The 24988-nt window shown below is 39.3% G+C and carries 22 protein-coding genes; 10 read left to right on the top strand and 12 right to left on the bottom strand.

The features are described 5' to 3' along the window. Nucleotides 1-45 precede the first annotated feature (45 nt). The 8 genes from ACST15_RS05190 to ACST15_RS05155 all read right to left on the bottom strand — a co-directional run bounded on the left by ACST15_RS05190 (nucleotide 46) and on the right by ACST15_RS05155 (nucleotide 9918). Nucleotides 46-597 (bottom strand): LutC/YkgG family protein, encoded by a 552-nt coding sequence (locus ACST15_RS05190; RefSeq protein WP_459453624.1) that lies wholly within the window; start codon nucleotides 595-597, stop codon nucleotides 46-48. Then, nucleotides 594-1961: a lactate utilization protein B gene (locus ACST15_RS05185; protein ID WP_459453623.1), complete on the bottom strand. Its 1368-nt coding sequence runs from the start codon at nucleotides 1959-1961 to the stop codon at nucleotides 594-596. The genes ACST15_RS05190 and ACST15_RS05185 overlap by 4 nt, the downstream gene beginning before the upstream one ends. Continuing rightward, the gene (locus ACST15_RS05180; RefSeq protein ID WP_459453622.1) at nucleotides 1948-2664 is read right to left on the bottom strand and encodes a (Fe-S)-binding protein; all 717 of its coding nucleotides are present in this window, start codon (nucleotides 2662-2664) and stop codon (nucleotides 1948-1950) included. The genes ACST15_RS05185 and ACST15_RS05180 overlap by 14 nt, the downstream gene beginning before the upstream one ends. Further along, a complete protein-coding gene (locus ACST15_RS05175; protein WP_459453621.1) occupies nucleotides 2655-4046 on the bottom strand; it encodes an FGGY-family carbohydrate kinase in 1392 nt (463 codons plus the stop codon). The genes ACST15_RS05180 and ACST15_RS05175 overlap by 10 nt, the downstream gene beginning before the upstream one ends. Nucleotide 4047: 1 nt before the next feature. After that, nucleotides 4048-5319: a TIM barrel protein gene (locus ACST15_RS05170; protein ID WP_459453620.1), complete on the bottom strand. Its 1272-nt coding sequence runs from the start codon at nucleotides 5317-5319 to the stop codon at nucleotides 4048-4050. A gap of 15 nt (nucleotides 5320-5334) precedes the next feature. Continuing rightward, nucleotides 5335-7458: a bifunctional aldolase/short-chain dehydrogenase gene (locus ACST15_RS05165; RefSeq protein ID WP_459453619.1), complete on the bottom strand. Its 2124-nt coding sequence runs from the start codon at nucleotides 7456-7458 to the stop codon at nucleotides 5335-5337. Nucleotides 7459-7533: 75 nt separating this feature from the next. Beyond that, on the bottom strand, nucleotides 7534-8868 hold the full coding sequence (locus tag ACST15_RS05160; RefSeq protein ID WP_459453618.1) for an amidohydrolase: 1335 nt from the start codon (nucleotides 8866-8868) through the stop codon (nucleotides 7534-7536). A gap of 126 nt (nucleotides 8869-8994) precedes the next feature. After that, nucleotides 8995-9918 carry a sugar phosphate isomerase/epimerase family protein gene (locus ACST15_RS05155; protein ID WP_459453617.1) on the bottom strand — a complete coding sequence of 308 codons (924 nt, stop codon included), beginning with the start codon at nucleotides 9916-9918 and terminating at the stop codon, nucleotides 8995-8997. A gap of 131 nt (nucleotides 9919-10049) precedes the next feature. Between ACST15_RS05155 and ACST15_RS05150 the strand changes: the two genes are divergently transcribed. Continuing rightward, nucleotides 10050-11306: a replication-associated recombination protein A gene (locus ACST15_RS05150; protein WP_459453616.1), complete on the top strand. Its 1257-nt coding sequence runs from the start codon at nucleotides 10050-10052 to the stop codon at nucleotides 11304-11306. Here the strand turns inward: ACST15_RS05150 and ACST15_RS05145 are convergent. Beyond that, complete coding sequence (locus tag ACST15_RS05145; RefSeq protein WP_459453615.1) at nucleotides 11303-11962, bottom strand: thiamine diphosphokinase; 660 nt, start codon at nucleotides 11960-11962, stop codon at nucleotides 11303-11305. The genes ACST15_RS05150 and ACST15_RS05145 overlap by 4 nt on opposite strands. Nucleotide 11963: 1 nt before the next feature. Continuing rightward, nucleotides 11964-12437 (bottom strand): cyclic pyranopterin monophosphate synthase MoaC, encoded by a 474-nt coding sequence (gene moaC, locus ACST15_RS05140; RefSeq protein ID WP_459453614.1) that lies wholly within the window; start codon nucleotides 12435-12437, stop codon nucleotides 11964-11966. Between the two features lie 88 nt (nucleotides 12438-12525). Between moaC and ACST15_RS05135 the strand changes: the two genes are divergently transcribed. The 3 genes from ACST15_RS05135 to ACST15_RS05125 are packed head-to-tail and all read left to right on the top strand — an operon-like array spanning nucleotide 12526 to nucleotide 15708. Continuing rightward, complete coding sequence (locus ACST15_RS05135) at nucleotides 12526-13683, top strand: molybdopterin molybdotransferase MoeA (RefSeq protein WP_459453613.1); 1158 nt, start codon at nucleotides 12526-12528, stop codon at nucleotides 13681-13683. A 2-nt stretch (nucleotides 13684-13685) separates the two neighbouring features. Continuing rightward, a complete protein-coding gene (locus tag ACST15_RS05130) occupies nucleotides 13686-14708 on the top strand; it encodes a dipeptide epimerase (protein WP_459453612.1) in 1023 nt (340 codons plus the stop codon). Continuing rightward, nucleotides 14701-15708, top strand: coding sequence for an aminotransferase class I/II-fold pyridoxal phosphate-dependent enzyme (locus ACST15_RS05125; RefSeq protein WP_459453611.1), 1008 nt, complete (start codon nucleotides 14701-14703; stop codon nucleotides 15706-15708). Before ACST15_RS05130 ends, ACST15_RS05125 begins: the two co-directional genes overlap by 8 nt. 8 nt (nucleotides 15709-15716) lie before the next feature. Here ACST15_RS05125 and lgt read toward each other — a convergent pair whose 3' ends face one another. Together lgt and ACST15_RS05115 are read right to left on the bottom strand one after the other, a co-directional pair. Next, entirely contained in the window at nucleotides 15717-16553 is an 837-nt protein-coding gene (lgt, locus tag ACST15_RS05120; RefSeq protein WP_459453610.1) for a prolipoprotein diacylglyceryl transferase, read from the bottom strand. A 77-nt stretch (nucleotides 16554-16630) separates the two neighbouring features. Beyond that, nucleotides 16631-16774, bottom strand: coding sequence for a hypothetical protein (locus ACST15_RS05115; protein ID WP_459453608.1), 144 nt, complete (start codon nucleotides 16772-16774; stop codon nucleotides 16631-16633). Nucleotides 16775-16978: 204 nt separating this feature from the next. On the opposite strand from ACST15_RS05115, the gene ACST15_RS05110 reads away from it, so the two are divergent. The 6 genes from ACST15_RS05110 (at nucleotide 16979) to ACST15_RS05085 (ending at nucleotide 24988) form a co-directional block, all read left to right on the top strand. Then, complete coding sequence (locus tag ACST15_RS05110; protein ID WP_459453606.1) at nucleotides 16979-18151, top strand: PepSY-like domain-containing protein; 1173 nt, start codon at nucleotides 16979-16981, stop codon at nucleotides 18149-18151. Nucleotides 18152-18214: 63 nt separating this feature from the next. Next, nucleotides 18215-18787 (top strand): hypothetical protein, encoded by a 573-nt coding sequence (locus ACST15_RS05105; protein ID WP_459453604.1) that lies wholly within the window; start codon nucleotides 18215-18217, stop codon nucleotides 18785-18787. 294 nt (nucleotides 18788-19081) lie between these two features. Further along, nucleotides 19082-19828, top strand: coding sequence for an NIPSNAP family protein (locus ACST15_RS05100; RefSeq protein WP_459453603.1), 747 nt, complete (start codon nucleotides 19082-19084; stop codon nucleotides 19826-19828). A 49-nt stretch (nucleotides 19829-19877) separates the two neighbouring features. Then, a complete protein-coding gene (locus ACST15_RS05095) occupies nucleotides 19878-20822 on the top strand; it encodes a glycoside hydrolase family protein (RefSeq protein WP_459453602.1) in 945 nt (314 codons plus the stop codon). Next, nucleotides 20822-21859, top strand: a complete 1038-nt coding sequence (locus ACST15_RS05090) for a glycosyltransferase family 2 protein (RefSeq protein WP_459453600.1) — start codon at nucleotides 20822-20824, stop codon at nucleotides 21857-21859. The genes ACST15_RS05095 and ACST15_RS05090 overlap by 1 nt, the downstream gene beginning before the upstream one ends. Nucleotides 21860-21934: 75 nt before the next feature. Further along, nucleotides 21935-24988: a PVC-type heme-binding CxxCH protein gene (locus tag ACST15_RS05085; RefSeq protein ID WP_459453598.1), complete on the top strand. Its 3054-nt coding sequence runs from the start codon at nucleotides 21935-21937 to the stop codon at nucleotides 24986-24988.

Here is a 24988-nt window from a genome sequence, read left to right as displayed (position 1 = left end):
TCCTTCTTCACGCAACGCTGGCAAGGTTCGGAACCTTGACAGCGTTTAGCATTCGGTCAACACCACTACCAAACTTCTTGCTCCATGGGCGCCAATCACCAAGGATTGTTCGATATCTGCTGTTTTGGATGGTCCAGATAAAAAGACGCCAAAGCCTGTTTGCTTATCACCTAATCTGATATAGGCTTCTTGTAGGGTAGGTAAAAGATTATTTTTAGAAAGATAAATCACTAAATGCTGACAAATAAAAGGTGCCACTCGGTGAGGTAAAATAGAATCATCGAGCCAAATGGCCCCATTTTCTGCCACGCCAAAATCGCCGTCAATTTCCAAGACGTCTATTTCAGCCAAACTTAAACCATCAGCTAATGGATGTAAACGGACACGTTGCATGTTGGGGAAATATTCATCTAGTTTTACACTGGCATCCTCAGCTTTGGCAACCTGAATTACGCTGGTACTAACTACCTGCATGGAATGCAAAAAATCTGCTAGAGTATCCTCTCCATGCACCTGAGCACTAAAAGCCCCAGGATAGTCTTTGGTAGGTACTTGCACTTCTTGTAATGCCTTTAATATTTCTTCCCGACTGCTCATGATCGATTCGATTTATACCATTCCTGAAAACTTTGTTTTGGTGGAGCTGGCATTTCTCTTTGTTTATACCAAGGATTCAAACCATTATTCACCATAAAAGGGAACCAACTCATTACCTTTCTGCCTATTCCCCCAGCCATTCTAAAAACGGCAGGACTTGACATCAACCAAGCCATCAATTTCATTCCAATAACTTTTCCTGCAGGTGCCAATCCTTCTTTCATTAAATCCTGTCGCCAAAACCATAATTGCTCATGGATATTAATTTTAACCGGACAAACATTGGAACAGCTACCACACAATGTACTAGCAAAAGGTAAGTCTGCATTCGACTTTTTATCAAAATTAGGTGCTAAAATTGAACCGATTGGCCCAGCAACTGGCTGATGATAACTATGTCCACCACTACGGCGATAGACAGGACAGGTATTAAAACAGGCTGCGCAACGAATACACTTCAAGGAATTCCTAAATTCATCACGAGCCAATTGTCTTGAGCGTCCATTATCCACCAAAACAATGTGCATTTCTTGTCCTTCCCGGGGTTTGGCAAAATGACTAGAATACGTAGTAATCAATTGCCCCGTGGCGCTGCGTGCCAATAATCGAAGAAAAACACCCAAATCTTGTCTTTTGGGAATAATTTTTTCAATTCCCATACAGGCAATATGTACATCAGATAAATGTGCGCCCATGTCGGCATTACCCTCATTGGTACAAACCACAAATTCACCTGTTTCAGCTACCGCAAAATTCACACCGGTTATAGCGACCTTAGCTCCCAAGAACTTTTCTCTGAGGTGAATTCTAGCCGCTTCCGTTAAGAACTGAGGATCTTTATTTCCTTTGGGTGTCCCTAAATGCTGATGAAATGTTTCTCCAACATCCTCCTTTTTCAAGTGAATGGCGGGTAAAACGATATGACTAGGAACCTCATTTCTAAACTGAACAATCCTTTCTCCTAAATCAGTATCCACTACATCTATTCCCTTTTTTTCTAGAAAGTCATTTAAATGGCATTCTTCCGTCAACATCGATTTGCTTTTGACTAAAGCTTTATCTCCATGTTTTTGAATGATGGAATACACGATTTCATTATGTTCATGAGCATCTTTGGCCCAATGAACCTGAATGCCGTTCGCCTGGGCATTGGCTTCAAACTCCAATAAATATTGAGGCAAATGACTAAGCAAGTGCTCTTTAATCTGGGAAGCTTGTTCCCTTAAGGCTTCCCATTCAGGAAGCAATTTACTTGCCTTATCCCGTTTGGATCTCACAAACCACAAGGTATCGTCATGCCAATCGGTTCTTTCCTGATTGGCAATGAATTTCTCAGAAGCTTCCGCGTGACTAAGCATGTGCATTCAATATTTCTACGATGTGTTTTACTCCAACTTTCGATCCGGAACGTTTCAAAATTCCTTCCATGTGCATTAAACAAGAAGTATCAGCTCCTACAATGTATTCCACCTCATTTGCTTGATGCTCTTGTATTCTATCTTGCCCCATTTTAACAGAAACTGCTTCCTCTGTCACACAAAATGTGCCTCCAAAACCACAGCATTCATCCTGGCGCTCCGGATATTTCCACTCACAACCTTTTACCAAATCTAATAAATAGGTCAATTTAGAAAATGGCTTCTCATTTAATTCTGTCATGGAAGAAATACCTAAACCTCTTTGTCCATGGCAACTTTGATGTAAACCGACTTTATGAGGAAAATAAGCAGGCAAAGATTTTACTTGCAAGACATCCACCAAAAATTCACAAATCTCATATACACTAGATCTAATTTTTGGATCTGGATGGTGCTCCTTCAAATGCAATACACAGGAGCCAGAAGGCCCTACGATGTAATCAAATCCGGAAAAATTATCAGAGAAATTGGTATCACAACCTCCCGTAATATTTGCGAAACCTGAATTAGCCATGGGTTGTCCGCAGCAAGTTTGATTCACAGGAACAACAACCTCACAACCTAATTTCTCCAATAATTCTAAGCTAGCAATAGCAACTTGTGGATAGAATTGATCAATGTAACAGGGAACAAATAAGGCTACTCGCATGCTTCATATCTTTTTAGGCTTACCAAATTAATGGGTATTTCTTGATCATTCCACGACGAATGTATCGCTAAGGCTGCCCCTAATGAACTCGCCTGAGCTACTTCAGCTCCATAAATGGCAACATTAGGAAAGGCAAAGGCCAAAAGCTGCATATAAATTTCATTTTTACTAAATCCACCGTCTACCAATATACGGTCTACTGGGGAAGAGTCCAATAACAATCGTAAAGAATAGATTTGTTGAACTACCAAATCTACCATAAACTGCTGGTATGCTTGTTCAAAATTTTCAAAACTTGACAAATCACGCCCATCGAATCCAGAATTAGCTAAAAAAGCAGCATTGGCTTCCTGCAAGGAAGGCATATTGTTTTGTATTTGAGACTTCAATCGAGCATTCAAATGCGTCGAATATGGAATCTGTAAATGGGCCTTTTTATCTACTCCAAAATGAGCTTGCAATCTTTTCAATTGAATTTCATGCTCATTGCCAGCAAATAGGCGTGCAGCTTTTACCGGCTTTCCATTATATTGTAAAAATGATAAGACATCATTTTTAAGCTCGACAGGCGTCAATGGTTGGGCATTGAAAGGATGCATGGAAATACACCAAGTACCCGTTGAAAGTAATAAAAATGGTTCTTTAAATTGTTTCAAATAAGGAATCAATGCCGATGAAGAATCATGCAATCCTACCCCGACTGGCAGATTGGATGAACTCATTGGAAAAGTCTGATTGGCTAAAACAGTGGGTGGTAACATATCCACCAAACCTTCTTGTTCTACCCAGGTATGGTAGCGCTGATGGTCAAAATCCCACAAATGGGTATGGCAACCCACTGAGGTCAATTCCGTGTAAAATTGATGAGTAAATAAACTGGATAAATAATTGGGCCAATGCAATACCCAACGAATTCCTTTATGTTGATTTTTGGCAGCCTTAGCCATCCAATAGGCCATCATTCCGGAATTTAAACTACCTAAAATGGGCGAAGCCGTAGCCCGGGCTACTTCTGACTCTCCTCCGTATTTAGCATAGAATTGATTCGCTAACTCTGCGGGAAATGGCTTTAAATAATTATATAATGGCAATACTGAATTGCCTTGATCATCTACAAAAACCACAGAAGCTCCGTATCCAGAAAAATTCAAAGCTAAAATTTCAAAGCGAGAATCTTGCTGAACTTCAGCAAATGAGGATAATACCCAGGATTGAACCGCGGCTAAATCCTCCCCCATGAAACCATCTTCATCGGGAATTTCTAGAAAATTTTGACTTTTCTCAAAGACTATTTGGTAGTTTTTATCCCAAAGAAATAGCTTCTTATTGGTTTTGCCAATATCGAAAATTGCAATAACGGGAAGTTTCTCCAGCACTGACATCTTATAATCCCGTAGCTTGGGTTTTTGCGCCTCTTTTTTGTATCAATTGATTTCTAATACCTAATTCACGGAATAAAGCCAAAGGATCTAAGGCCCCTCCTAATTCTAATCGAGCTTGTGCTACTAAGGCTCGTACATCCGTACGGAAAGCTGTTTGCAAGATTTCCTGGCATGCCACCACATCGTTTTCATTTCTAGCTTTTTCTAATGCAGAACGATCTACCAATAATGCTTGTGCATAGGCCATTTGAATGGCTTCCACCGATTGAAGTAAATCCTCCAAAGGATCTTTAACGTTATGCGATGCGTCAATCATCCATCCTAAATCTTTGGCATGATTCATACCTTTGGCATCCATTCCATCCACTAATTCATTGAAAATCAAGAACAATTGGTAAGGCTTGATAGAGCCTGCGGTCAAATCATCATCTCCATATTTAGAATCATTGAAGTGAAAACCACCCAATTTACCTTCCATCAACAGTAAAGCAACTATTTGCTCAATGTTGGCATTGGGTAAATGATGGCCCAAATCCACTAAGGTAAATGCTTTTTCACCCAATTTATTCACCATGGAATAGGATTGTCCCCAATCTCCCACGGTAGTAGAATAGAAATTAGGCTCATAGGCTTTGTATTCTAAAAACAACTTCCAATCACTTGGTAATGCGGCATAAATTTCTTTTAAACTATCGACGGTACGTTCGTATGCTTTTCTAAAGTTCAACTGTCCTGGAAAGCAAGAACCATCAGATAACCACACGGTCAAAGATTTTGATCCTAATTCAATACCTTGTTGGATCACCTCAATATTATGCTGAACAGCCTGTTTTCTTACCGCTGCATCTACATGTTGCAAGGAGCCATATTTATAACTTAAGGCTTGATTAGCTTGATCTTGAAAAGTATTGGAGTTAACTGCATCAAATGCCAAACCATGTTGGGCCGCTAAAGCTTTAACAGCCGCAGGATTCGTGGTACTATCCCATGGAATATGCAAGGAAATAGCGCCTGAGCTTTGGTTTAAAGCATGCAGCAAACCTACATCAGCAATTTTTTCTTCGAGATTACGAGGTTCACCACCCCCTGAAAAACGACCAAATCGCGTCCCACCTGTGCCTAAGGCCCAAGATGGAATCGCGATCTGAAAATCTTTCAATTTGGATATCAAATCAGATGGAATAGCTACCTCTGATTTAATAAATGTATATCTTCTTTCGTGCGCAGCTAAACGAAGCGCATTGTGGTCATGTAATTTTTCTCCAACAAACATCTAATTCTTTCCGATTTAACGTAAAAATCCTGCAGCTACACCTCCATCAACATTCAATGCATTTCCGGTAGATTTATGCAACAATCCGCCAACAAATGCGTAACAAGCATTGGCAATATCTTCTGGCAAAATAGATTGATTTAATAACGTACGCTTCGCATAGAAAGCAGGTAATTCTTCTACCTTAATTCCATAAGCCTTGGCACGTCCTTCTGCCCAACCTCCGGCCCAAATATTAGAATCCGCAATAACAGCATCTGGATTAACGGTATTCACACGAATACGATCTGGCCCCAATTCCGCTGCCAATAAGCGAGTCATATGAGCCTGAGCCGCTTTTGCCGAACCATAACCAGCGTTATTTGGTCCAGCAACAAATGCATTTTTAGAAACAATATTAACAATATCCCCTCCTAAATTTTGCTTACGCATGATGGCTACAGCTGCTTGGCTTACCAAGAACTGCCCTTTCACTAAAATATCAAATAAGCGATCCCAATCTTGTTGAGTATGCTCTAAAATTCCTTTTGAGATACTGATACCTGCATTATTGACAATCACATCAACCCCACCAAAAGCTAAACAAGCTTCCCCGAAGGCTTTTTCAATGGATTCTTGACTAGTAACATCTGCCAGGACAGTCGATACAGAATCTTTACCAAATAAAGAAGTGAATTCTTTCTTTGCCTCTTCCATGCGCTCAGCATTAACGTCGTTAATAACCACGCATGCTCCTTCTTGAGCCATTTTCTTAGCTATAGCCTTACCAATTCCACCTGCTGAACCTGTCACAAAAGCCACTCGGCCAGACATGCTCTTAGGTTTTGGCATACGCTGCAATTTAGCTTCTTCCAATAACCAATACTCAATATCAAATGCCTCTTGACGCGGTAAAGAGGTATACTTAGAAATAGCCTCCGCTCCACGCATCACATTGATGGCATTGGTGTAGAATTCAGCGGCCACACGAGCAGTTTGCTTATCTTTTGCAAAGGTAAACATACCTACGCCCGGGTATAAAATAACCACTGGATTTGGGTCACGCATGGCTGGACTATTCGGACGAGCACATGTGGCATGGTATTCTGCGTACATGGCACGATAAGCTTCAAACAAAGGTTGAATTTGTGCCTTAATTCCGTCTACATCAGATAAATCTTGATCTGGTTTCAAATTCAAAACCAATGGCGAAATTTTAGTACGCAAGAAGTGATCTGGACAAGATGTTCCCAGAGGAGCTAGTACATCCAAATCATTGGAATTAATGAATTGAAGGACGCGCTCATCATCCGAAAAATGTCCAATCATTTGAACATAAGAAGAGCAGAAGCCTCTCAATACTGGCGCAATGGCCTTAGCTTGAGAAATACGCTTTTCTGTATCTAAAGAGGAAATTTTTGGCCCTCCAAAAACAGGTCTGGTCTTTCCTTCATTTTGCTTAATGTATTCAGCACACTTTTCAATAACGTCAAGTGTATTTAAATAACAATCATATGAGGTATCTGCCCAAGTAAATAATCCGTGGGATCCTAACATAATTCCACGAAGCTGAATGCCTTTGGCTGCTGCCTCTTGTAAACAAGCACGCAACTGTAAACCTAAATCAAATCCCGGACGCTGCCAGCCAACCCATCCAATCTGTCCGCCAAATAATTCTTCCGTAATTTTCTTACCATCTTTAGCTGCTGCAATGGCAATTGCCGCATCGGGATGTAAGTGATCTATGTGTTTGAATGGTAAGAAACCATGCAAAGGAGTATCAATAGAAGGTGCCTTAGAAGCTAAGTCAAAAATACAATGGTTGAATAACTCCACCATCTCATCTTCATGCTCTAAGCCACGATATACATTTTCTAAACTCAATAAACGATCTAAATACAAGGCCGCACATCCCGATTTTTTCAGAGTACCGATGTCTCCACCAGAACCTTTAATCCACATTACCTCCGTCTCTTGTCCAGTTAAAGGATCTTTATCTTTTATTTTAACCGAGGTATTACCACCTCCATAGTTCGTAATTCTTAAATCTGCCCCAAGTATATTGGACCTATAAATAAATAAATCTACCTCGTTTCCAGATAAAGATGCTGCTTTTGAATCCTCCCATAGGTAGGATACATGCTGATAATTTTGGGACATATCTCCTTTTTTTCAGTAAAATTAAACCTTGTCAAGTTAAAACCGTCCTAGTCTTTATAAGGACAGTCCTATTTTTTATTTCTTACTCTTTTTAGTGGCAGGCATGGCTTGGTCAAAATAATCGACCACCAAATGGCTCAAAGCCTTTACTCCAAGCTCAAAACCTGACTCATCTATTTGAAAATCAGGGGTATGATGACTTGCTACGGGCACATTTAGTTTATCCAAAGGTCTTCCTCCTAAAAAGAAAAAGAATCCAGGTACCTTTTCTTGAAAAAAACTAAAATCTTCTGCCCCTGTATGAGCAGGTTTTAATAAGACCTTATCACGACCATTCAAGGCGATGAGTGAAGGAAGCATTTTATCCACCAAGTTTACATCATTTATTGTAGCTGGGTATCCCGTTCCAATATGCACATCTACCTCCGCACCGCCACTCTTGGCAATGTTCGTAGCAATATCCTTAATCCGCTGGTGCACTAATTTTCTTTGTTCCGTACCAAAAGTCCTAATGGTTCCAATCATACTAGCATTCTCTGGTATAATGTTATACCGAATACCACTATGAATAGCTCCTACCGTGACGATGGCCGGGTCCTCCGGCAAATTGACATTCCGACTAACTATCGTCTGCAATCCCATAATAATCTGGGAAGAAATAACAATGGGGTCTATGCCTTGCCAAGGATAGGCTCCATGTGCTTGCTTTCCTTTTACTTGAATATCCAACTCGTCCACAGCAGCCATCGTGGCTCCTGGACGATACTGAATCGTTCCTGCAGCTGCTTCTGCCATGATATGTAATCCAAATATGGCATCTACTTTAGGATTTTCTAAGACACCCTCTTGAACCATCAATTCAGCTCCGGAAACAATTTTCTCTCCTCTCGCTCCATACACTCCTTCTTCAGCCGGTTGAAAAATAAATTTGACCGTTCCAGCTAAATTAGCCTTTTCCGAGGCTAAAATTTCTGCTACTGACATCAATATGGCCATATGACTATCATGCCCACAAGCATGCATGATGCCTGTTTTTTGGCCATTATATTCTGTGGTAACCTTCGACTTAAATGCTAAGTCTCCGCGCTCAGTGACAGGTAAACCATCCATATCTGCCCGTAAGGCAACTACCGGTCCAGGTTTTCCTCCTTTGAGTATCCCAACCACACCTGTTTTTGCTACTTTTTCTAGTACCTCTATCCCCAAGGATTTTAAATGTGCCGCAATAATACCCGCTGTACGAACCTCATTATTTCCCAGTTCAGGATGTTCATGAAAATCCCTTCTCCAAGCAATGGTTTTAGATTCAATGACTTGAGCTTTCTGGTTAATACTGGGCTTCAGAGAAGCTTGCGCTAGAGCCCATGGACCCATCAGCAATAAGGCTGGTAAAGTAAATAATGATTTCATATACGAGTTTTTATAGCAAACAAAAGGAAAGAGCTGGGCTCTTTCCTTGATTATTGAGTTGATGCAATTTACAAAAAAACATCACTAAGCTTCATGATAAAATCACTTAGCTTAATGTTTCTTACTTTAGGATGCGTATCCCCACTTCTTCATAATTTCTAAATCTTCTCTTACGCAATCAATCGGCTTTTTGCCCTGATAAGATTCCTGCTCAATGATGAAATGCTTCGTTCCGCCTTTCTTTTCGCCTAATTTCACCATCTCCAAAACAGAAATAATTCCCGTACCCAAAATGGTACTTTCATATTTTTCTCCATGACCAGCTGCAGCGGCTATCTCATCTTTCACGTGCATGGATACGAAACGACCAGGATATTTCTTTAAAATGTCAGCAGGAACTCCACCGCCATTGATCATATTACCTATATCCAGCTGCTGGGCTACCAATTTTGAATCGGTATTCTCCATGATTAAATCAAACAAAGTCACTCCATCCAATTTCTCAGAAAATTCAAAATCATGGTTGTGGTATCCAAAACGCATGCCTGACTTTTGGCATAACTCACCCGACTTATTGAAAACATCCATGTAGGTTTTGAATAAACTCGATGAGGTACGTATCGACTTATCCAAAGATGGGCTGATGACAATCTCTTGGCCGCAAACCGCCGCATCTTCTACTGTATACTTCCACAAATCCGTAAACTCCTTTTTCGACTCATCCCAGTGTTGCTTACCCATAACAGTATGACCACTCGGCATTTTTAATCCTAAACCGTCCAATCGCTTTCTAAATTCTTGTGCAGACCAACCATAAAACTTACGGTTGACGTAATTGGCATGTTCAACATATTTGTAACCCATTTCGGCCAATTTTGTTAAAGTACCCATTGGGTCTGTTTTCATATCCTCCCGAATGGAGTATAATTGAACACCTACTATTTTCTTTGCTTTGGCATTGGCTAAAGCTTCCCATGTCGATGAAGTGAAGGCTGCTGCTCCTAAAGCAATAGCTCCTTTCTGTAAAAATGATCTACGCGATGAATTCATAATTATTTAGATTTATTTATCTTTCAAAATTAGAATTCTAATTGAATTTTTTATCCTTTTCTGAGATTATTTATCTGAAGTGACTTAATTGTCATCCACGATTTTATAGAAAAAGCGTAACTTCGAAGACTATGCAACCGCTCGCCGAACGAATGCGTCCTTCTTTGTTGGAGGATTATATTGGACAAGAACATTTGATGGGACCTCAAGGTCCACTTCGAAGAGCTATTGATGCAGGACATTTACCCTCCTGTATCCTTTGGGGGCCTCCGGGTGTGGGAAAAACTACCCTAGCTACTCTGTTAGCAACAGCTTTAAAAAGAACCATATACACGCTATCGGCGGTTTCTTCCGGAGTGAAAGAGGTCAGGGAAACCTTAGAATTAGCGAAAAAAAATAGGATGTTTGAGGCCAATTCGCCCATCCTTTTTATTGATGAGATTCACCGTTTTTCTAAATCCCAACAAGACTCTTTATTAGGTGCTGTAGAAAAAGGAATCGTTACTTTAATCGGGGCCACCACAGAAAATCCCTCTTTTGAAGTTATATCCGCTTTACTTTCCCGTTGCCAAGTATATGTACTTCAACCTCTTTTGGAATCACACATGGTCCAAATGTTGGAAAAGGCCATCCAGATAGATCCACTATTTAAGGGGAAAAAAATCACCTTGGAAGAGACAGATGCACTCTATCATTTTTCTGGAGGGGATGGCAGAAAGTTGTATAATTTGTTTGAATTACTCGTTAGCTCGGCTAATTCCAATGAACTTAACATTACTAATGCCTTAGTTACGGAAAGGTTACAAAAAAACTTAGCGCTTTACGACAAAGACGGAGAGCAACATTATGATATTATCTCTGCATTCATCAAGTCGATTCGAGGCTCCGATGCCAATGCAGCTATCTATTGGTTGGCCAGGATGCTCCAAGGGGGAGAATCTTTGGAATTCATTGGCAGGCGACTGCTAATCCTAGCCTCAGAGGATATTGGATTAGCCAATCCGAATGCCCTATTATTGGCTCAAGCTTGTTTTGAATCCATTCGGGTCATAGGTAACCCTGAATCCCGTATCATTCTTTCTCAAACCGTGATCTATTTAGCTAATTCGCCCAAAAGTAATTCAGCTTATTTGGCAATCGATGAGGCTTTGGCCTTTGTGGAAAAAACGGGGAATCTAACTGTTCCCTTGCACTTGAGAAATGCCCCAACCAAACTCATGAAGGAAATGAATTATGGGGTAGAATATAAATATCCTCACAATTATCCAGGACATTGGGTGGCGCAAAATTACATGCCCGAATTGGAGGTTAATCCGGTATTTTATCAAGCTGCCCAAAATGCGGCTGAGGAAAAAATGAGGCAAAAAAATTCAAAAAAGGAAGATTAATCGTGACATTCCATCAAGAGTAATTGACCACTCTCATAGCTTATTTTCACCATTCCATCTGCTTTGGTCACATTACTTGAGCCCGTTCTAAGGCCGATGCACAAATCCATGCCATCTAATTCATACAATAATCCTGAACTAGAGATTTGTTTGGCTTCAGCCATGGGCATCAAGGAAATGGAAGTACCAGCTGGATACCACTTTTCAAATACGGGTGGTAACAAATAGCTCACTGAGTAATCATCTATCATGACAATTTTCAATTTTCGACCATAACTAGCCATTGAGTGAAAATTATTAAGCGTATGATCCATGCGTTTTCCTGTCGCCCAAACTACATTGACACCAGGGTATCCCTCTTCCAATAAATAATCAAAAGCTTTTTCTAAATCCGTTTTATTTTGGTCTGGGGTATGGATTTTTTTCAAAGGGTAATCATCATAATTTTTCCCTGAAGCGAATGAGCGATCAAAATCACCCAACCAAACATCCACTTTTATACCCAGTTCAATCACCCGCTCCAAGGCTCCGTCCAAGACAATCACCGTAGGAGACCACTCGAGTAATTGCTCAAGTATTTCTATGGAACATGCCTCTCCATTGGCTATGATTAAAGCAGGTTCTTGCTTATCTCGAATGATGTGATGAGATGACATATTAAGCTTGAAAATCTGATTTGCCGCCAGACTTCGACAATAATTTAGTTTCACGTATCACGAGCCCCTTTGAGACCGATTTACACATATCATAAATGGTTAATGCAGCCACACTAGCTCCTACCATGGCTTCCATTTCAACTCCTGTTTTGGCATGCAATCGACAAGTACATGTTATGATGATTTCTTCTGATTGAACATCCATCTCAAAGCTACAAGCATCAAGTCCTAGCGGATGACAAAGAGGAATTAAATCACCCGTTTTTTTGGCCGCCATAGTACCTGCAATGATGGCCGTTTGTAGAATACTTCCTTTTTTATTTTGCCAACCAGCCGCTTCGAAATGCTGAATGATTTCAGCCCCTAAATACACGATGGATTGAGCTTTGGCTTCTCTAGTAGTACTTATTTTAGCTCCAACATCCACCATACCAGGTTGATTTTGCGAGTCCAAATGTGAAAATTCTGCTGCCATAATGATGCTAATTGAAAACAAAAATACATCTATTGAGTCATTTCAGCGATTTTTTTAGAAATTTATAGATTAAGCCACAAGAAAAGATATGATTAAGCCACAAGAAGCCTTTCAAATACTCAAAGAAATACCAATCCCTCGCCAAAAAAATCACCGCCCATTAATTCAATGCTTGGGAGGTATTTTAATGGAAGATTTATTGGCAGATCGCGACTTCCCTCCTTTTGACCGCGTCATGATGGATGGTATTGCCCTGGGAAATATAAACCGAAGGGAATGGGTATTGGAAGGCACGGCCTATGCAGGTGAACCACAAAAAAGTCTGATGCATGCAGATGGTGCCTGGGAAATTATGACAGGTTCCCCGTTACCTCAAAACTGTGTGGCAGTCATTAAAGTAGAGGATTTAACATTCTTTGAAAAAGAGGGTCAAAAATGGGTTTCCTGTCAACATGAAACCATCGAAAAAGGCAGTTTCATTCATCAGCAAGGAAGTGATATTCAGCAAGGGCAAGTCATTTTAAAAAAAGGAACTCGGTTAAAAGCCAATCACATTGCCATTGCGGCAAGTGTCGGATATTCCCATTTGTGGATAGAAAGCCTAGGAGAAATTAGTGTTTTTTCAACAGGTGATGAGTTAGTTCCTATTGAATCAAAACCCTTAGAACATCAGATTAGATGTTCTAATTCCATCATGATGCAATCGTCCTTACAAAATTTGGGAATAGCATCGGAACATCATCATTTACCAGATGACCCCAATCTGATTAAAAATTCTTTGCTAGCCAGCCTAACAAAAAATGATATCATTTTACTTTCTGGAGGAGTTTCGGCAGGTAAAAAAGATTATATACCCGGTATTTTAAAGGAATTGGGGTTTGAAGCTAAATTTCATAAAATTGCTCAAAAACCAGGTAAGCCGCTTTGGGTAGGAAGTAGAGAAGATGGAAAAGTGATTTTTGCATTTCCAGGAAATCCTATCTCAACCTTGGTGTGTTTTTCTATTTATTTTTTATCTTGGATACAAGATCAAACTACTCCATTCCCTCAAGTTAAAATAAAAGGTTTACAGCCTCCATTGGCCAATTTAGATCATTGGATTCCGATTCAGTGGACCACGGAGGGTGAAGCTGTGGTATTGAAACATAATGGTTCTGGAGATTTGGTGCATTGGCAGCATGCCAATGCTTTGGCTTGGCAAAAAGCAAACGATCCCAGTGATGAATTAATCTATTTCCCTTTGTAGCTATGGAATTGCATGTACATACTTTCGACTTGCCTTTGAAACATACTTTCACGATTACGCATGAATCGAGGGATGTACAACCTACCCTGATTGTAGAATTAAGCTGGCATGGGAAAAGTGGTTTTGGGGAAGCTACGGAAACTCCTTACTATGGGGTGACCATGGAAAAAATGAAGCAGCAACTGGAGCTTATTCGATCCTTTTTACCCAGTGATATTCTTCCGCATCCAAATGATTTCTGGAAAATGATGTCCCAATATTTGTTGGACGACCACCCCTTTGCTTTATGTGCATTGGACGTAGCATATTGGGATTTATGGGGAAAAACGCATGATAAAGCTTTGTACCAATTATGGGGACTAGATATTTCAAAAAATCCAATCACCGATTATACGATAGGCATGGATAGTATCGAAGTAATGGTCTCTAAAATGAAAGAAATGCCATTCCCCCTGTATAAAATCAAACTTGGTACCAAGCAGGATATTGAAATTATCGAAGCCTTAAGAAAAGAAACCGATGCGGTTTTTCGAGTTGATGCGAATACCGCTTGGACAGTCGAGCAGACTTTGGAATTTGCCCCGAAATTAAAGGTATTAGGCGTGGAATTTATTGAACAACCACTACCAGCTACTGATTGGGAAGGTATGAAAATATTGAAAAAAGAATCAGTATTGCCCATTATAGCTGATGAAAGCTGCATCGTTGAAACAGATGTTTCTCGCTGCGCTGACTATTTCCACGGCATCAATATCAAACTCATGAAATGCGGAGGAATTACCCCCGCTTTGAGGATGATTCAGCAAGGTCGAAAATTAGGTTTAAAAATCATGGTGGGTTGTATGACTGAATCCACGATTGGCTGTTCGGCCATTGCCCAATTACTACCTATGTTGGATTATGTAGATATGGATGGATGTTTATTAGTGGAAGATACTATTTCCCAAGGCATACGCATTGATTATGGTCAAGTTATCTATGCCAAAGGTGGAGGAACTGGGGCAAAACTGATAAAGCATGACTAATTTTAGACATTTTGCGCATTCCATTCCTGGACGAATCATTGAGGTAGAAGGAAAATCATATCGATGGTTAGGAGGCACAAATTATTTGGGAATTGGGGAACATCCTTTATTTAATGAGAAACTAAAAAAAGGGATAGAACTATTCTCTCAAAACTGGGGCAGCTCAAGAAAAAACAATATTCAGTTTTCCGTTTGGAATGATTTAGAAAATACTTTGGCTGAAAAACAAGGTCATGAAGCGGCAGCTCTTTGCTCCTCTGGATTTGCAGCTGGTCAAATAGCTCTTCAATTTTTATTGAAACAATACCCAAGTGCCCGTTATTCTTTGGCTCCCTATTCCCATCCTGCCATTTCCACATTTCAACATTCCCCATTTGATGGAAGTCGAACATCATGGATTCAACATGGAATCAAGGAAAAGATAAAAATTATAGGTACAGATGGCATCAGAACGCCTTTTGTTGAGTTATTTGATTTTAATTGGACCGAAGACCTACATCAAGAGCAATTCCTATTGATCGATGAATCCCACCGCATTGGTGTCCAAGATATTCAAATAAATAGTTTAGCTCAATTACTTCAAACAGCCTCTTTATCCAAGGCTTATGGTATACCTGCGGGCATAATTATGGGTTCCCAATCTTTGATAGATGAAATCAAGAAAGATCCCTTATGGATTGGTAGTTCTCCTCCGAATTTGGCCTTTTGTTATGCATGTTTGCACGCCCAGAAAGCCTATGAAGAACAAAGGGAAATATTGACTGAAAACGTGATACTATTTCAATCTAGTTTATCTGCATCCTCTGTGATTTGGGCGCCAGGCCATCCATCCTTCTGTACCACGAATGAAAAAATCATACAGAAATTAGAAAATCATGGATTTAAAATGAATCAGTTTTCTTATCCACAATGGAATGACCCGGCCATAGGAAGAGCATCGATTCATGCGACATTAAAAAAAGCTGACATAATGGAATTAAGTCAGCTTCTTCAAGAATAGTCGATAAATTAGTTCAGGCTCGCATTCTTTTTCTTGGCATAAAGTAAAACGCTTAGACCAAATAACATGGCTGGAATAGATAAAATTTGACCCATATTTAAAGTCATGTAATTTTCAAATTCGCTCTGGTTTTCTTTTAAAAATTCATAAAGGAAACGTAAAGCAAAAAGAACGATCATAAACCAACCCGTGATAAGGCCTTCTGGAGTTTTTTCCTTTTTTCGGGACCAAAACCACATAATTATAAAGAAAAGTACAAGGCAAGAAAGTGCCTCATAGAGTTGTGAAGGATGCCTTGCAAGTACTTCGGCATTTCCCATGGAATTGAATTCAGTATCTCGATAAAATTTAAAACCCCAAGGCAATGATGTAGGCTTTCCCACAATTTCGGAATTCATTAAGTTTCCCATACGTATAAAGAAACCACCCAAGGCCACTGTAGGCACCACGCGGTCGGTTACATACAAATAAGACTGACCTGGATATTTTTTGGTATACAAATAAAATGCTGTGAATAATCCAATTCCTGCGCCATGGGATGCCAAACCTGAATAGGGAGGAATAATCATTTGAGTAAAAAAGCGAATGGGGTCAGATTGTAATAGGGGAAATTCATAGAAGAAATAATGCCCTACCCGTGCACCGATTACCGTAGCTACCATGGCATAAATCAACAAATGATCAGCTTGTTCGACAGGTCTCCCCTCCTTTTTAAAAATATAACTTAATACTTGAAAGCCCGCTAAAAAAGCCATGGCAAAACAAAGTCCGTACCAACGAACTGGAAATCCGAACAATTCAAAAATAGTTGGATCGGGATTCCAATCAATAAACGATAAAATCATGGGGATTGACGTTAAATATAGCAATCCAAATTTAAGATAAAATTTAGGATAATTGCCAAACGTCCTGTAAGCGAAAATTATTTTTGAACCTTAGGGATAACGAAACTTACTGCCTTCTTTAACACTTTGGCAGGAAATAAACGATGTGGGAAACCTAAAGCAAAAGAATCTGAGGCAAAAAGTACACCTAGTATTAATAGAACAGCAACTTTCTTTTTCATATGTTTATTGATTGATAGACAAATGTAGTAAACATATAGTACTTTGCAATACAAGGTACTATAATTATTTATTTATTTGTGATGATTGGTAGTCAAGATGCGCCCATTGGTCGATTGGTTGCATGAGCGTAACGATACATGCTATATTTTTGATACGAAAACAAAAACAATAGGCGTTTAACAGTCAAATTAAATTTTATACTTATGAAAAATCAATTGCTTACAATCGCCCTAGTAGCTAGCCTTGGTTTAGCAAGCTGCTCAAAAGAGGATGCATTAAATCCTAGCTCAGATGCCACTGGCTTTGTTAGCCAGAATGTTATTCCCACTGCTGTTAAAACAACTATCACCAACACCTATCCCTCTGCTCAGGTAGATTATTATGTATTACAAAGTAATTCGCTGTATGGTGCCAACATTGTTGTCAGCAATACTGAATCGCAAGTCGTTTTAAATAAAACGGGTGAAATCAAAGAAGCTTTCACCAAAATTACCGAAGCTGAATTACCAGCCGCCATTACTACTTACTTGAAACAAAAGTATAGCACCTATACATTCCTACATGCTGGTAAAAAGACTTCAGGTACTCCTATTACTTACCGAGTAGAAATTAAAGTGGAATCCACGGTTTATTCTATTTTATTTGATGAAACGGGTGCCATGATTTCCACCATTGAAGGTAAAAAAGGTGAAAAAGGAGGAAAAGGTATGGGAGCGGCTGTCAGCAAATTAGCGCTAACAGAACTTCCAGCTGCCGTTCAATCAGCCATTAGTTCTTATACATTTAAAAATGCGGTACTTCGTTTGGATGGAAGCGGAGTAGCTACTTACCATATTCATGCTGAAAAAGATGGTAAAGTGTGGGATTTAAAAATAGATGCCTCAGGAAAAATACTTTCTAGTGAAGAAGAAAGTAAAGATGATGTCAAAATTGTTAAAACCGAACTGACGACACTTCCCCAAGCCATTGTAGATTATTTAAATAAAAATGCTGCTGGATGGACATTAAAAAATGCCATTTCAGTGCAAAAAGATAATGTAACCATACACTACCATGTAGTTGTTAGTGTAGCCGGAGTATCTCAGGCATATATGTTTGACAAAGATTTCAAATATGTAGCAAATGCAGGTAAAGGACCAAAGGATAATCCAAACCCTGCAAATTTCCAGGTAACGGAAATCACTAAAGACAAAATCCCTTCGGCAGCCATCGCCTACTTAGATAAAACATATGCTGGATGGGTCTTGACAAAAGCTGTTTCTGTTAGTAAAGATGGTGCAGCCTATGAAATTGAAGTCATTATTAGTTTGGCTGATAAAAAGTATAAAGTTGAATTTGACCTCTCTGGAAATTTCAAGAGTGCACGTAAACTTTAATTATTAGGTTGATTGTTTAAAAAGGCTTGCTCTCGCAAGCCTTTTTTTGTTATTTCGAGTGCTATGCAAGAAATAGAACCTTCCTATCAATGGGAATCGATATACAATGCTTCCCATGACCCTAAGTCGCCATTTTATGGGAGAACATACTCAAGTACAGAATATGTCCATACCATCTACAGCTATTACATACATCCTCTTTGGGATGATATAGATTCGGAAACGCTTTATTGTAAAATACTATTTACGGATTACGGATTACAGTATAGTATTATTGAATTAATGGGAGAATGGAATGACACCTTGCACAATGACATCATGTTGCTCAAGCGAGGGGTAATCGATCATTTATTGGCCGCTGGAATAAAATATTTTATTTTGGTAGGTGAAAATGTATTTAATTTTCATGGTTCTTGGGAAGATGATTATTATGCAGAATGGTTTGAGGAAATAGAAGACGGTTGGATTGCGGGACTGTGTTTCCCTGAATTCATTGAAAAAGAATGGAATAAATACAAAATCGATTATTACATCAATTTTGGAGGAACATTACAAATACCCAATTGGCGAACTGCCAAACCAGAAATGCTTTTTCTTTTGGTCCATAAAATCCTTTCAAATCGATTAGGTGCCTAAAAACCAGAACATTGATTAAAATAATCAGAAAGCAGGATAAAAAACTTAATTCAAATCATACCTTTGCCTAAAGAATAATCTCTATAAAATTATTTGGGTTTGAATTTGGTTTAGATTTTGGTTTAGATTTTGGTTTAGATTTTGGTTTAGATTTGTCAACTCTTCAAGAGTTGACAAATCTGAGTCCCCTGAGTCGTGAAAAGTTAACAAATCTGAGTCGCGAAAAGTTAATAAATCCAAGTACCAAGCCCATACATAAACAAAAACAATATCCATTTTACCCCATCATTACCTATGAAAAAATTATTAACCCTCCTCCTATTATTCGTATCCACACAGATGATTGCCAAAAAACCCGATAGTCGTTATTACGAATTACGCGTATACTATTGCCACCCAGGTAGATTAGATGCTTTGATCCAACGATTCACCAATCACACGACCAAAATTTTCGAAAAACATGGTATGACCAACGTGGGCTATTGGATTCCAAATAACAATGAGAAAAATGCACTTTATTACATTTTATCATACCCAAATCAAGTAGAGCGTGATAGTTCATGGAAGCGTTTTGGCCGTGATCCAGAGTGGAAAGAAGTAGCAAGAAAATCAGAAGAATCGGGTAAAATCGTAGCTAAAGTAGAAAGTACTTTTATGATGGCTACGGACTTTAGTCCAAAAATTAAGCCTTCTCACAAAAGTGTAGATCGTGCAATTGAATTAAGAACTTACACGGCGACACCCAACCACATTGAAGACATCTTGGCTCGTTTTAGAAACCATACAACTAAATTGTTCAAGAAGCATGGTATGACAAACATTGCTTACTTCAAGACCATTGAAAAAGATCCAAATGTACAACCTCGATTAGTGTACTTGTTGGCCCATGATAGTGAAGCTGCCGGAAAAGCTTCTTTCGATGAATTCAGAAAAGATCCCAATTGGATTAAAGTACGTGACGAATCAGAAAAGAACGGAAAAATTGTAGATAAAGTAGAATCTATCTACATGCATCCAACGACTTTTTCAACTATCCGATAAAGCTTTGTATCTTTGTTGTCCCGAAAATTCGGGACAACAAAGAAATAATATGCGTTGGAATAAACAAGGACTCATCTTTTGTCCAGACGGGCAATCTGAATGGAATCAAAAAAAATATGCACATGTTGTATGTGCTGATACCAATTACTCGGACCGCATCCGTTTGTATTATTCCGCCCGAGATTCTAAGGGGCGTTGCCAAGCCTCTTTCATTGATCTAGATTCTCAAAATTTATCCAATGTACTTTATGTTCATCCCGAGCCTATATTAAGCTTAGGGGCTCCTGGAACTTTTGATGATTGCGGCATCATGCCTACTTGGTTTTTGCAAAATGGGGATGAAAAATGGCTATATTACATTGGATGGACCGTCAGAAATACCATTCCCTACCACAATGCCTTAGGCTTAGCATATTCCTCGGATGGTGTTCATTTCCAAAAAAAATTCGAAGGGCCAATCATAAGTACAACTGCTACTGAACCCTTTTTCAATGGTTCAGCTTGTTTTCTATATGATCAAGGTAAATATAAAGTATGGTACTTAAATTGTACCCATTGGCTTCCTGATGGTAATTTAATGGAGCCATGCTACCATATTAAATATGCCGAATCCATTGATGGTATCAACTGGGATAGAAAAGGTCAAGTGGCCATCGATTACCGAGATGAGGTAGAAGGGGGAATTTCAAGACCTACCGTACTTATTGAAAATGGGGTTTTCAAAATGTGGTTTTCAGCTCGGGCATGTACCGACTACCGCAGCAATCGTGATCGTTCCTATCGAATATATTATGCGGAATCAAAGGATGGAATCCATTGGGAAAGACAAGAAGGTTTGGCGGGTATAGATGTCAGTGACAATGAACAAGATTGGGACTATGAAATGATTGAATACCCACTTGTGATTCGTCATCAAGAAAAAACTATTCTATTTTACAATGGAAATCATTTCGGTCAAACCGGGGTAGGTTATGCCATTTTAGAGGAAAAATAATGGATTTTAGCTATTTGAACCATCAGCTTTATGGCAAGCCGCAAACGCCGAAACATCCCAAAGTTTCTGTTTGCCTAATTACCTACAAGCATGAAGACTTTATCCAAACTTGTTTGGATAATATTCTACAGCAAAAAACCAATTTTGAATTTGAAATTATCATCGGTGAAGATCATTCACCTGACCAAACCGCTTCACTGGTTAAATCCTATGCGGACCGCTTTCCGGATAAAATCAAAGCCTACATTCGCCCAGAAAATGTAGGAGCGAAAGTGAATTTTCTTCATTGTTTTTTTGATTGCCAAGGGGAATATATCGTTCACATTGAAGGTGACGATTATTGGACTTCGCCTGATAAACTCCAAAAGCAAGTAGATTTTTTAGATAGTCATCCGGAGGCATCTGCCTGTTTTCACAATGCTCAAATCATCTATGAAGATGGTAGCGGAAGAAAACCCACATTAATTAATCCAGAAGACCAAGCCCCTTGGATCTACTCCACAGATTTATTGAAAGAAAGAGAGGCTTGGTTTATGGCAACCGCCAGTGTCATGATGAGGAAAAAATTAGTACAAACACTTCCCGATTGGTTTTTTCACTCTAAAAGTGGTGACATTCCATTATACGTCATTCTTGCGGAGGAAGGTCCCATCGCCTACCTTCCTCAAACAATGTCCGTATATCGAAAAAACGAAGGGGGAATGAGTTATACAGATAGCAATAAATCAGCTGCATTTATACATAACCGTATATTCATGTATTCCAAAATCAATGAACATACCCATGCTAAATACCAACATTTGATTCAGCCAATTTTATTTGAATACCATTTGCTGCTAACTAGAATTACGGAAAATGAAAACTCTTTCCTTAAAAGAAGTTACTATTTATGGAAAGCCAGCGCTCATTCACCTAAAAAACTGAGTCTAGAAGACTGGAAAAGACTTTTTAAAGAGCACGTTTTTACGGCTGATTCCTTTCTAGCTTATTTGGCTTTCCGAAAAAAAATTAACCAATTTTTGGGAATTCGTTCATAAATCAGGATAAGCCCATTAGGATTTTACAGGGTTTTAATTGAAATTTATGGGTATTCTACGGAAAACCATAAACTCATGAATTGGACATCTTCTAAAAAGCCTATTTTTTTAACGGCAATTTCCCTTTTTGCCTTATTATTTGCATCCTCTTTTTACAAAAACCAATCGGCCCGCTGGGGACAAACCTTATTAGATTCCTTAACTGAATCACAAAAAAGACAGACTGAAAATGCCCTAAAAGGCTTAAAAATACATCCTGAATTAGAGATTACCTTATTTGCCTCTGAACCGATGCTTCAAAATCCCACCAATATCGATGTGGATGCACAAGGCCGTGTATGGGTAGTAGAAGCTTATAACTATCGCCCTAATATCAATGGAAACCCTACGAATTCACTCGGAGACCGGGTATTGATTTTAGAAGATACCAATGGTGATGGGAAAGCAGATTCCAGAAAAATATTCTACCAATCACCCGAATTAAATGCTCCTTTGGGCATAGCCGTATTGGATTCCATGGTCATTGTATCGCAAAGTCCCTACATCTGGAAAATGTTTGATGACAACCGAGATGGAAAAGCGGATCGTAAAGAAGTGATGTTTCAAGGAATTGGAGGAGAGCAACATGACCATGGAGCCCATGCTTTTACTTTTGGCCCTGATGGAAAACTGTATTTCAACTTTGGAAATGAAGGTGGACAATTATTAGACGCTCAAGGTAAAGCTGTATTGGATCAGGATGGAGACCCCATTGGACCCAAAAAATACAAACAAGGCATGGTCTTCCGCTGCAATATAGATGGTTCCCAAGTAGAAGTATTAGGTCATAATTTCAGAAACAATTACGAAGTGGCCGTTGATTCTTATGGAGGACTTTGGCAATCTGATAATGATGATGACGGGAACAAAGGAGTGCGCATCAATTTTGTAATGGAGCATGGGAACTATGGATATCGCGATGAAATAAGTGACGCAGGCTGGTCGGCTAATCGAACCAATATTGAACCTGAAATTCCGAGAAGACATTGGCACTTAAATGACCCAGGTGTGGTTCCCAATTTATTGCAAACAGGCTCAGGCTCGCCAACAGGAATGATTTTATATGAAGGAAATCTTTTACCCAAAGCATTCCAAAATCAAATGATACATTGTGACGCTGGCCCTAATGTGGTGCGAAGTTATCCTGTCAAGGCCCAAGGTGCTGGTTTTGAAGCTAGTATCTTGCCCCTGGTAGAAGGTGTAAATGACCAATGGTTTAGACCAGCAGATGTGACGGCCGCTCCAGATGGATCTTTATTTATAGCAGATTGGTACGATCCGGGTGTCGGGGGACATCAAGCTGGGGATCAAACGCGTGGTAGAATTTATCGAGTTGCTCCCAAAGGACATGCCTATCAGGTAAAAGCCATGAGCCTAAGTTCTCCTGAAAATGCCATCAAAGCCTTAGAAAACCCCAATTTGGCTCAAAGGTACTTAGCTTTTAAAAAATTAATGAGCTGGGGCAAATCCGCTGAAGCTGCCTTAGAAAATTCTTATCAAAACAATCCGAATCCACGCATGAAAGCGCGTGCTTTCTGGGCGCTAATGAAAACTAGTCAAGCTCAAAAATATTTGACTTTAGCGGCCAAAGATGCCAATTCAGATATTCGAATGATGGCAATTCGTCAGGCCAAAAGGTCAAATTTTAATCAATGGAAAGAATGGGCTTCCATTTGGGCTAAAGATGAAAATCCACAAGTTCGTAGAGAACTGGCCATTGCCTTACGCCATATCCATGATCAACAAGCAGATGCGATTTGGGCACTCTTAGCTCAACAGCACCAAGGTCAAGATCGTTGGTATTTAGAAGCATTAGGCATAGGAGCCGATGGACATTGGAATACCCGATTACAAGCTTATTTGGCCACATCTCCTAATGCCAATTCGCTGGCATTCCAAGATGTCATATGGAGGTCAAGAACTGAAATAGCTTTACCCCATATTTTTAATGAATTAAAAAGCAATCAGGATTTATCTCAAAAACTTCGCTATTTCAGAGCACTCGATTTTATTCCAAGCGATAAAAAATCAGGCATGCTGATTGATTTAATTGCTAAAAACTTTCAGGGACAAACAGAGGCTCAGCTAGTTGGCTTAAGGCATATCAACCCGTCTTTCATATCTTCCAACCCTGATGCCAAAAAGGTATTACGTGATTTACTTCCTAAGACCTCAGAAAATGAGTACTTGGAATTAGTAGAAAAATATGAGCTGCAGGAAGAGAAAGGAAAAGTCCTTCAAATGATTTTGGCTGGCAAACAAAGCAGAAAAGCGGGCTCCATCATGTATAAATTAGCAGGTGGTGCTGAGCTAATTACCCAAACATTCCAAAAAGGTAATGAAGACCAACAAAAAGCCATCATTGAATCCATTCGTTGGATTGGACAACCAAGTACTTTATCGCTATTATTTGATGCCATGAATCAGAAAAACCTGCCTATGAGCATTAGAAAAGAAGCCGCAAGGAGTTTAGGCAATTCTGCCAATGGGGAGAATTTTGTGCTGGATATCTTAAAAAATAAAAAAGTAAGTGCCGAATTTATTCCATCCGTGGTGGAAAGCGTAAGTAGAACCTGGAAAAAAGCGGTTCGGATGGAAGCTAATTCTTACCTAGGTGGAAGTAGTACAAATACCAAAACCAAACATCCTGATTTAAATACCTTATTGAGTCAAAAAGGAAATGCGCAAGCAGGAATTAAGGTATTTGTAAACCAATGCTCGATGTGTCACCAAGTATACCAAGAAGGTATTGATTTTGGCCCTAAACTGACTGAGATTGGTTCAAAATTATCTCGCGATGGCATGTATGTTTCGATTTTACATCCAAATGCAGGAATAAACTTTGGCTATGAAACCTATGAAATTTTAACCAAATCAGGAGAAAGCCATCAAGGAATAATCAGTTCAAAAAATGAAACAGATATCATTTTAAAATTACCAGGAGGTACCATTCAGAATTTCAAAACCTCCGCTTTGAAATCAGTCAAACAATTACCTAATTCCATGATGCCAGAAGGATTAGCTGATGCTATGAGCACCACAGATTTAGTCAACCTTGTCGAATATTTAACTACCTTAAAAAAGAAATAA

The organism is Aquirufa sp. Wall-65K1, from assembly GCF_054558475.1.
The sequence above is the reverse complement of the archived record's forward strand: the minus strand, read 5'-3'. Positions and strand labels throughout refer to the sequence as shown.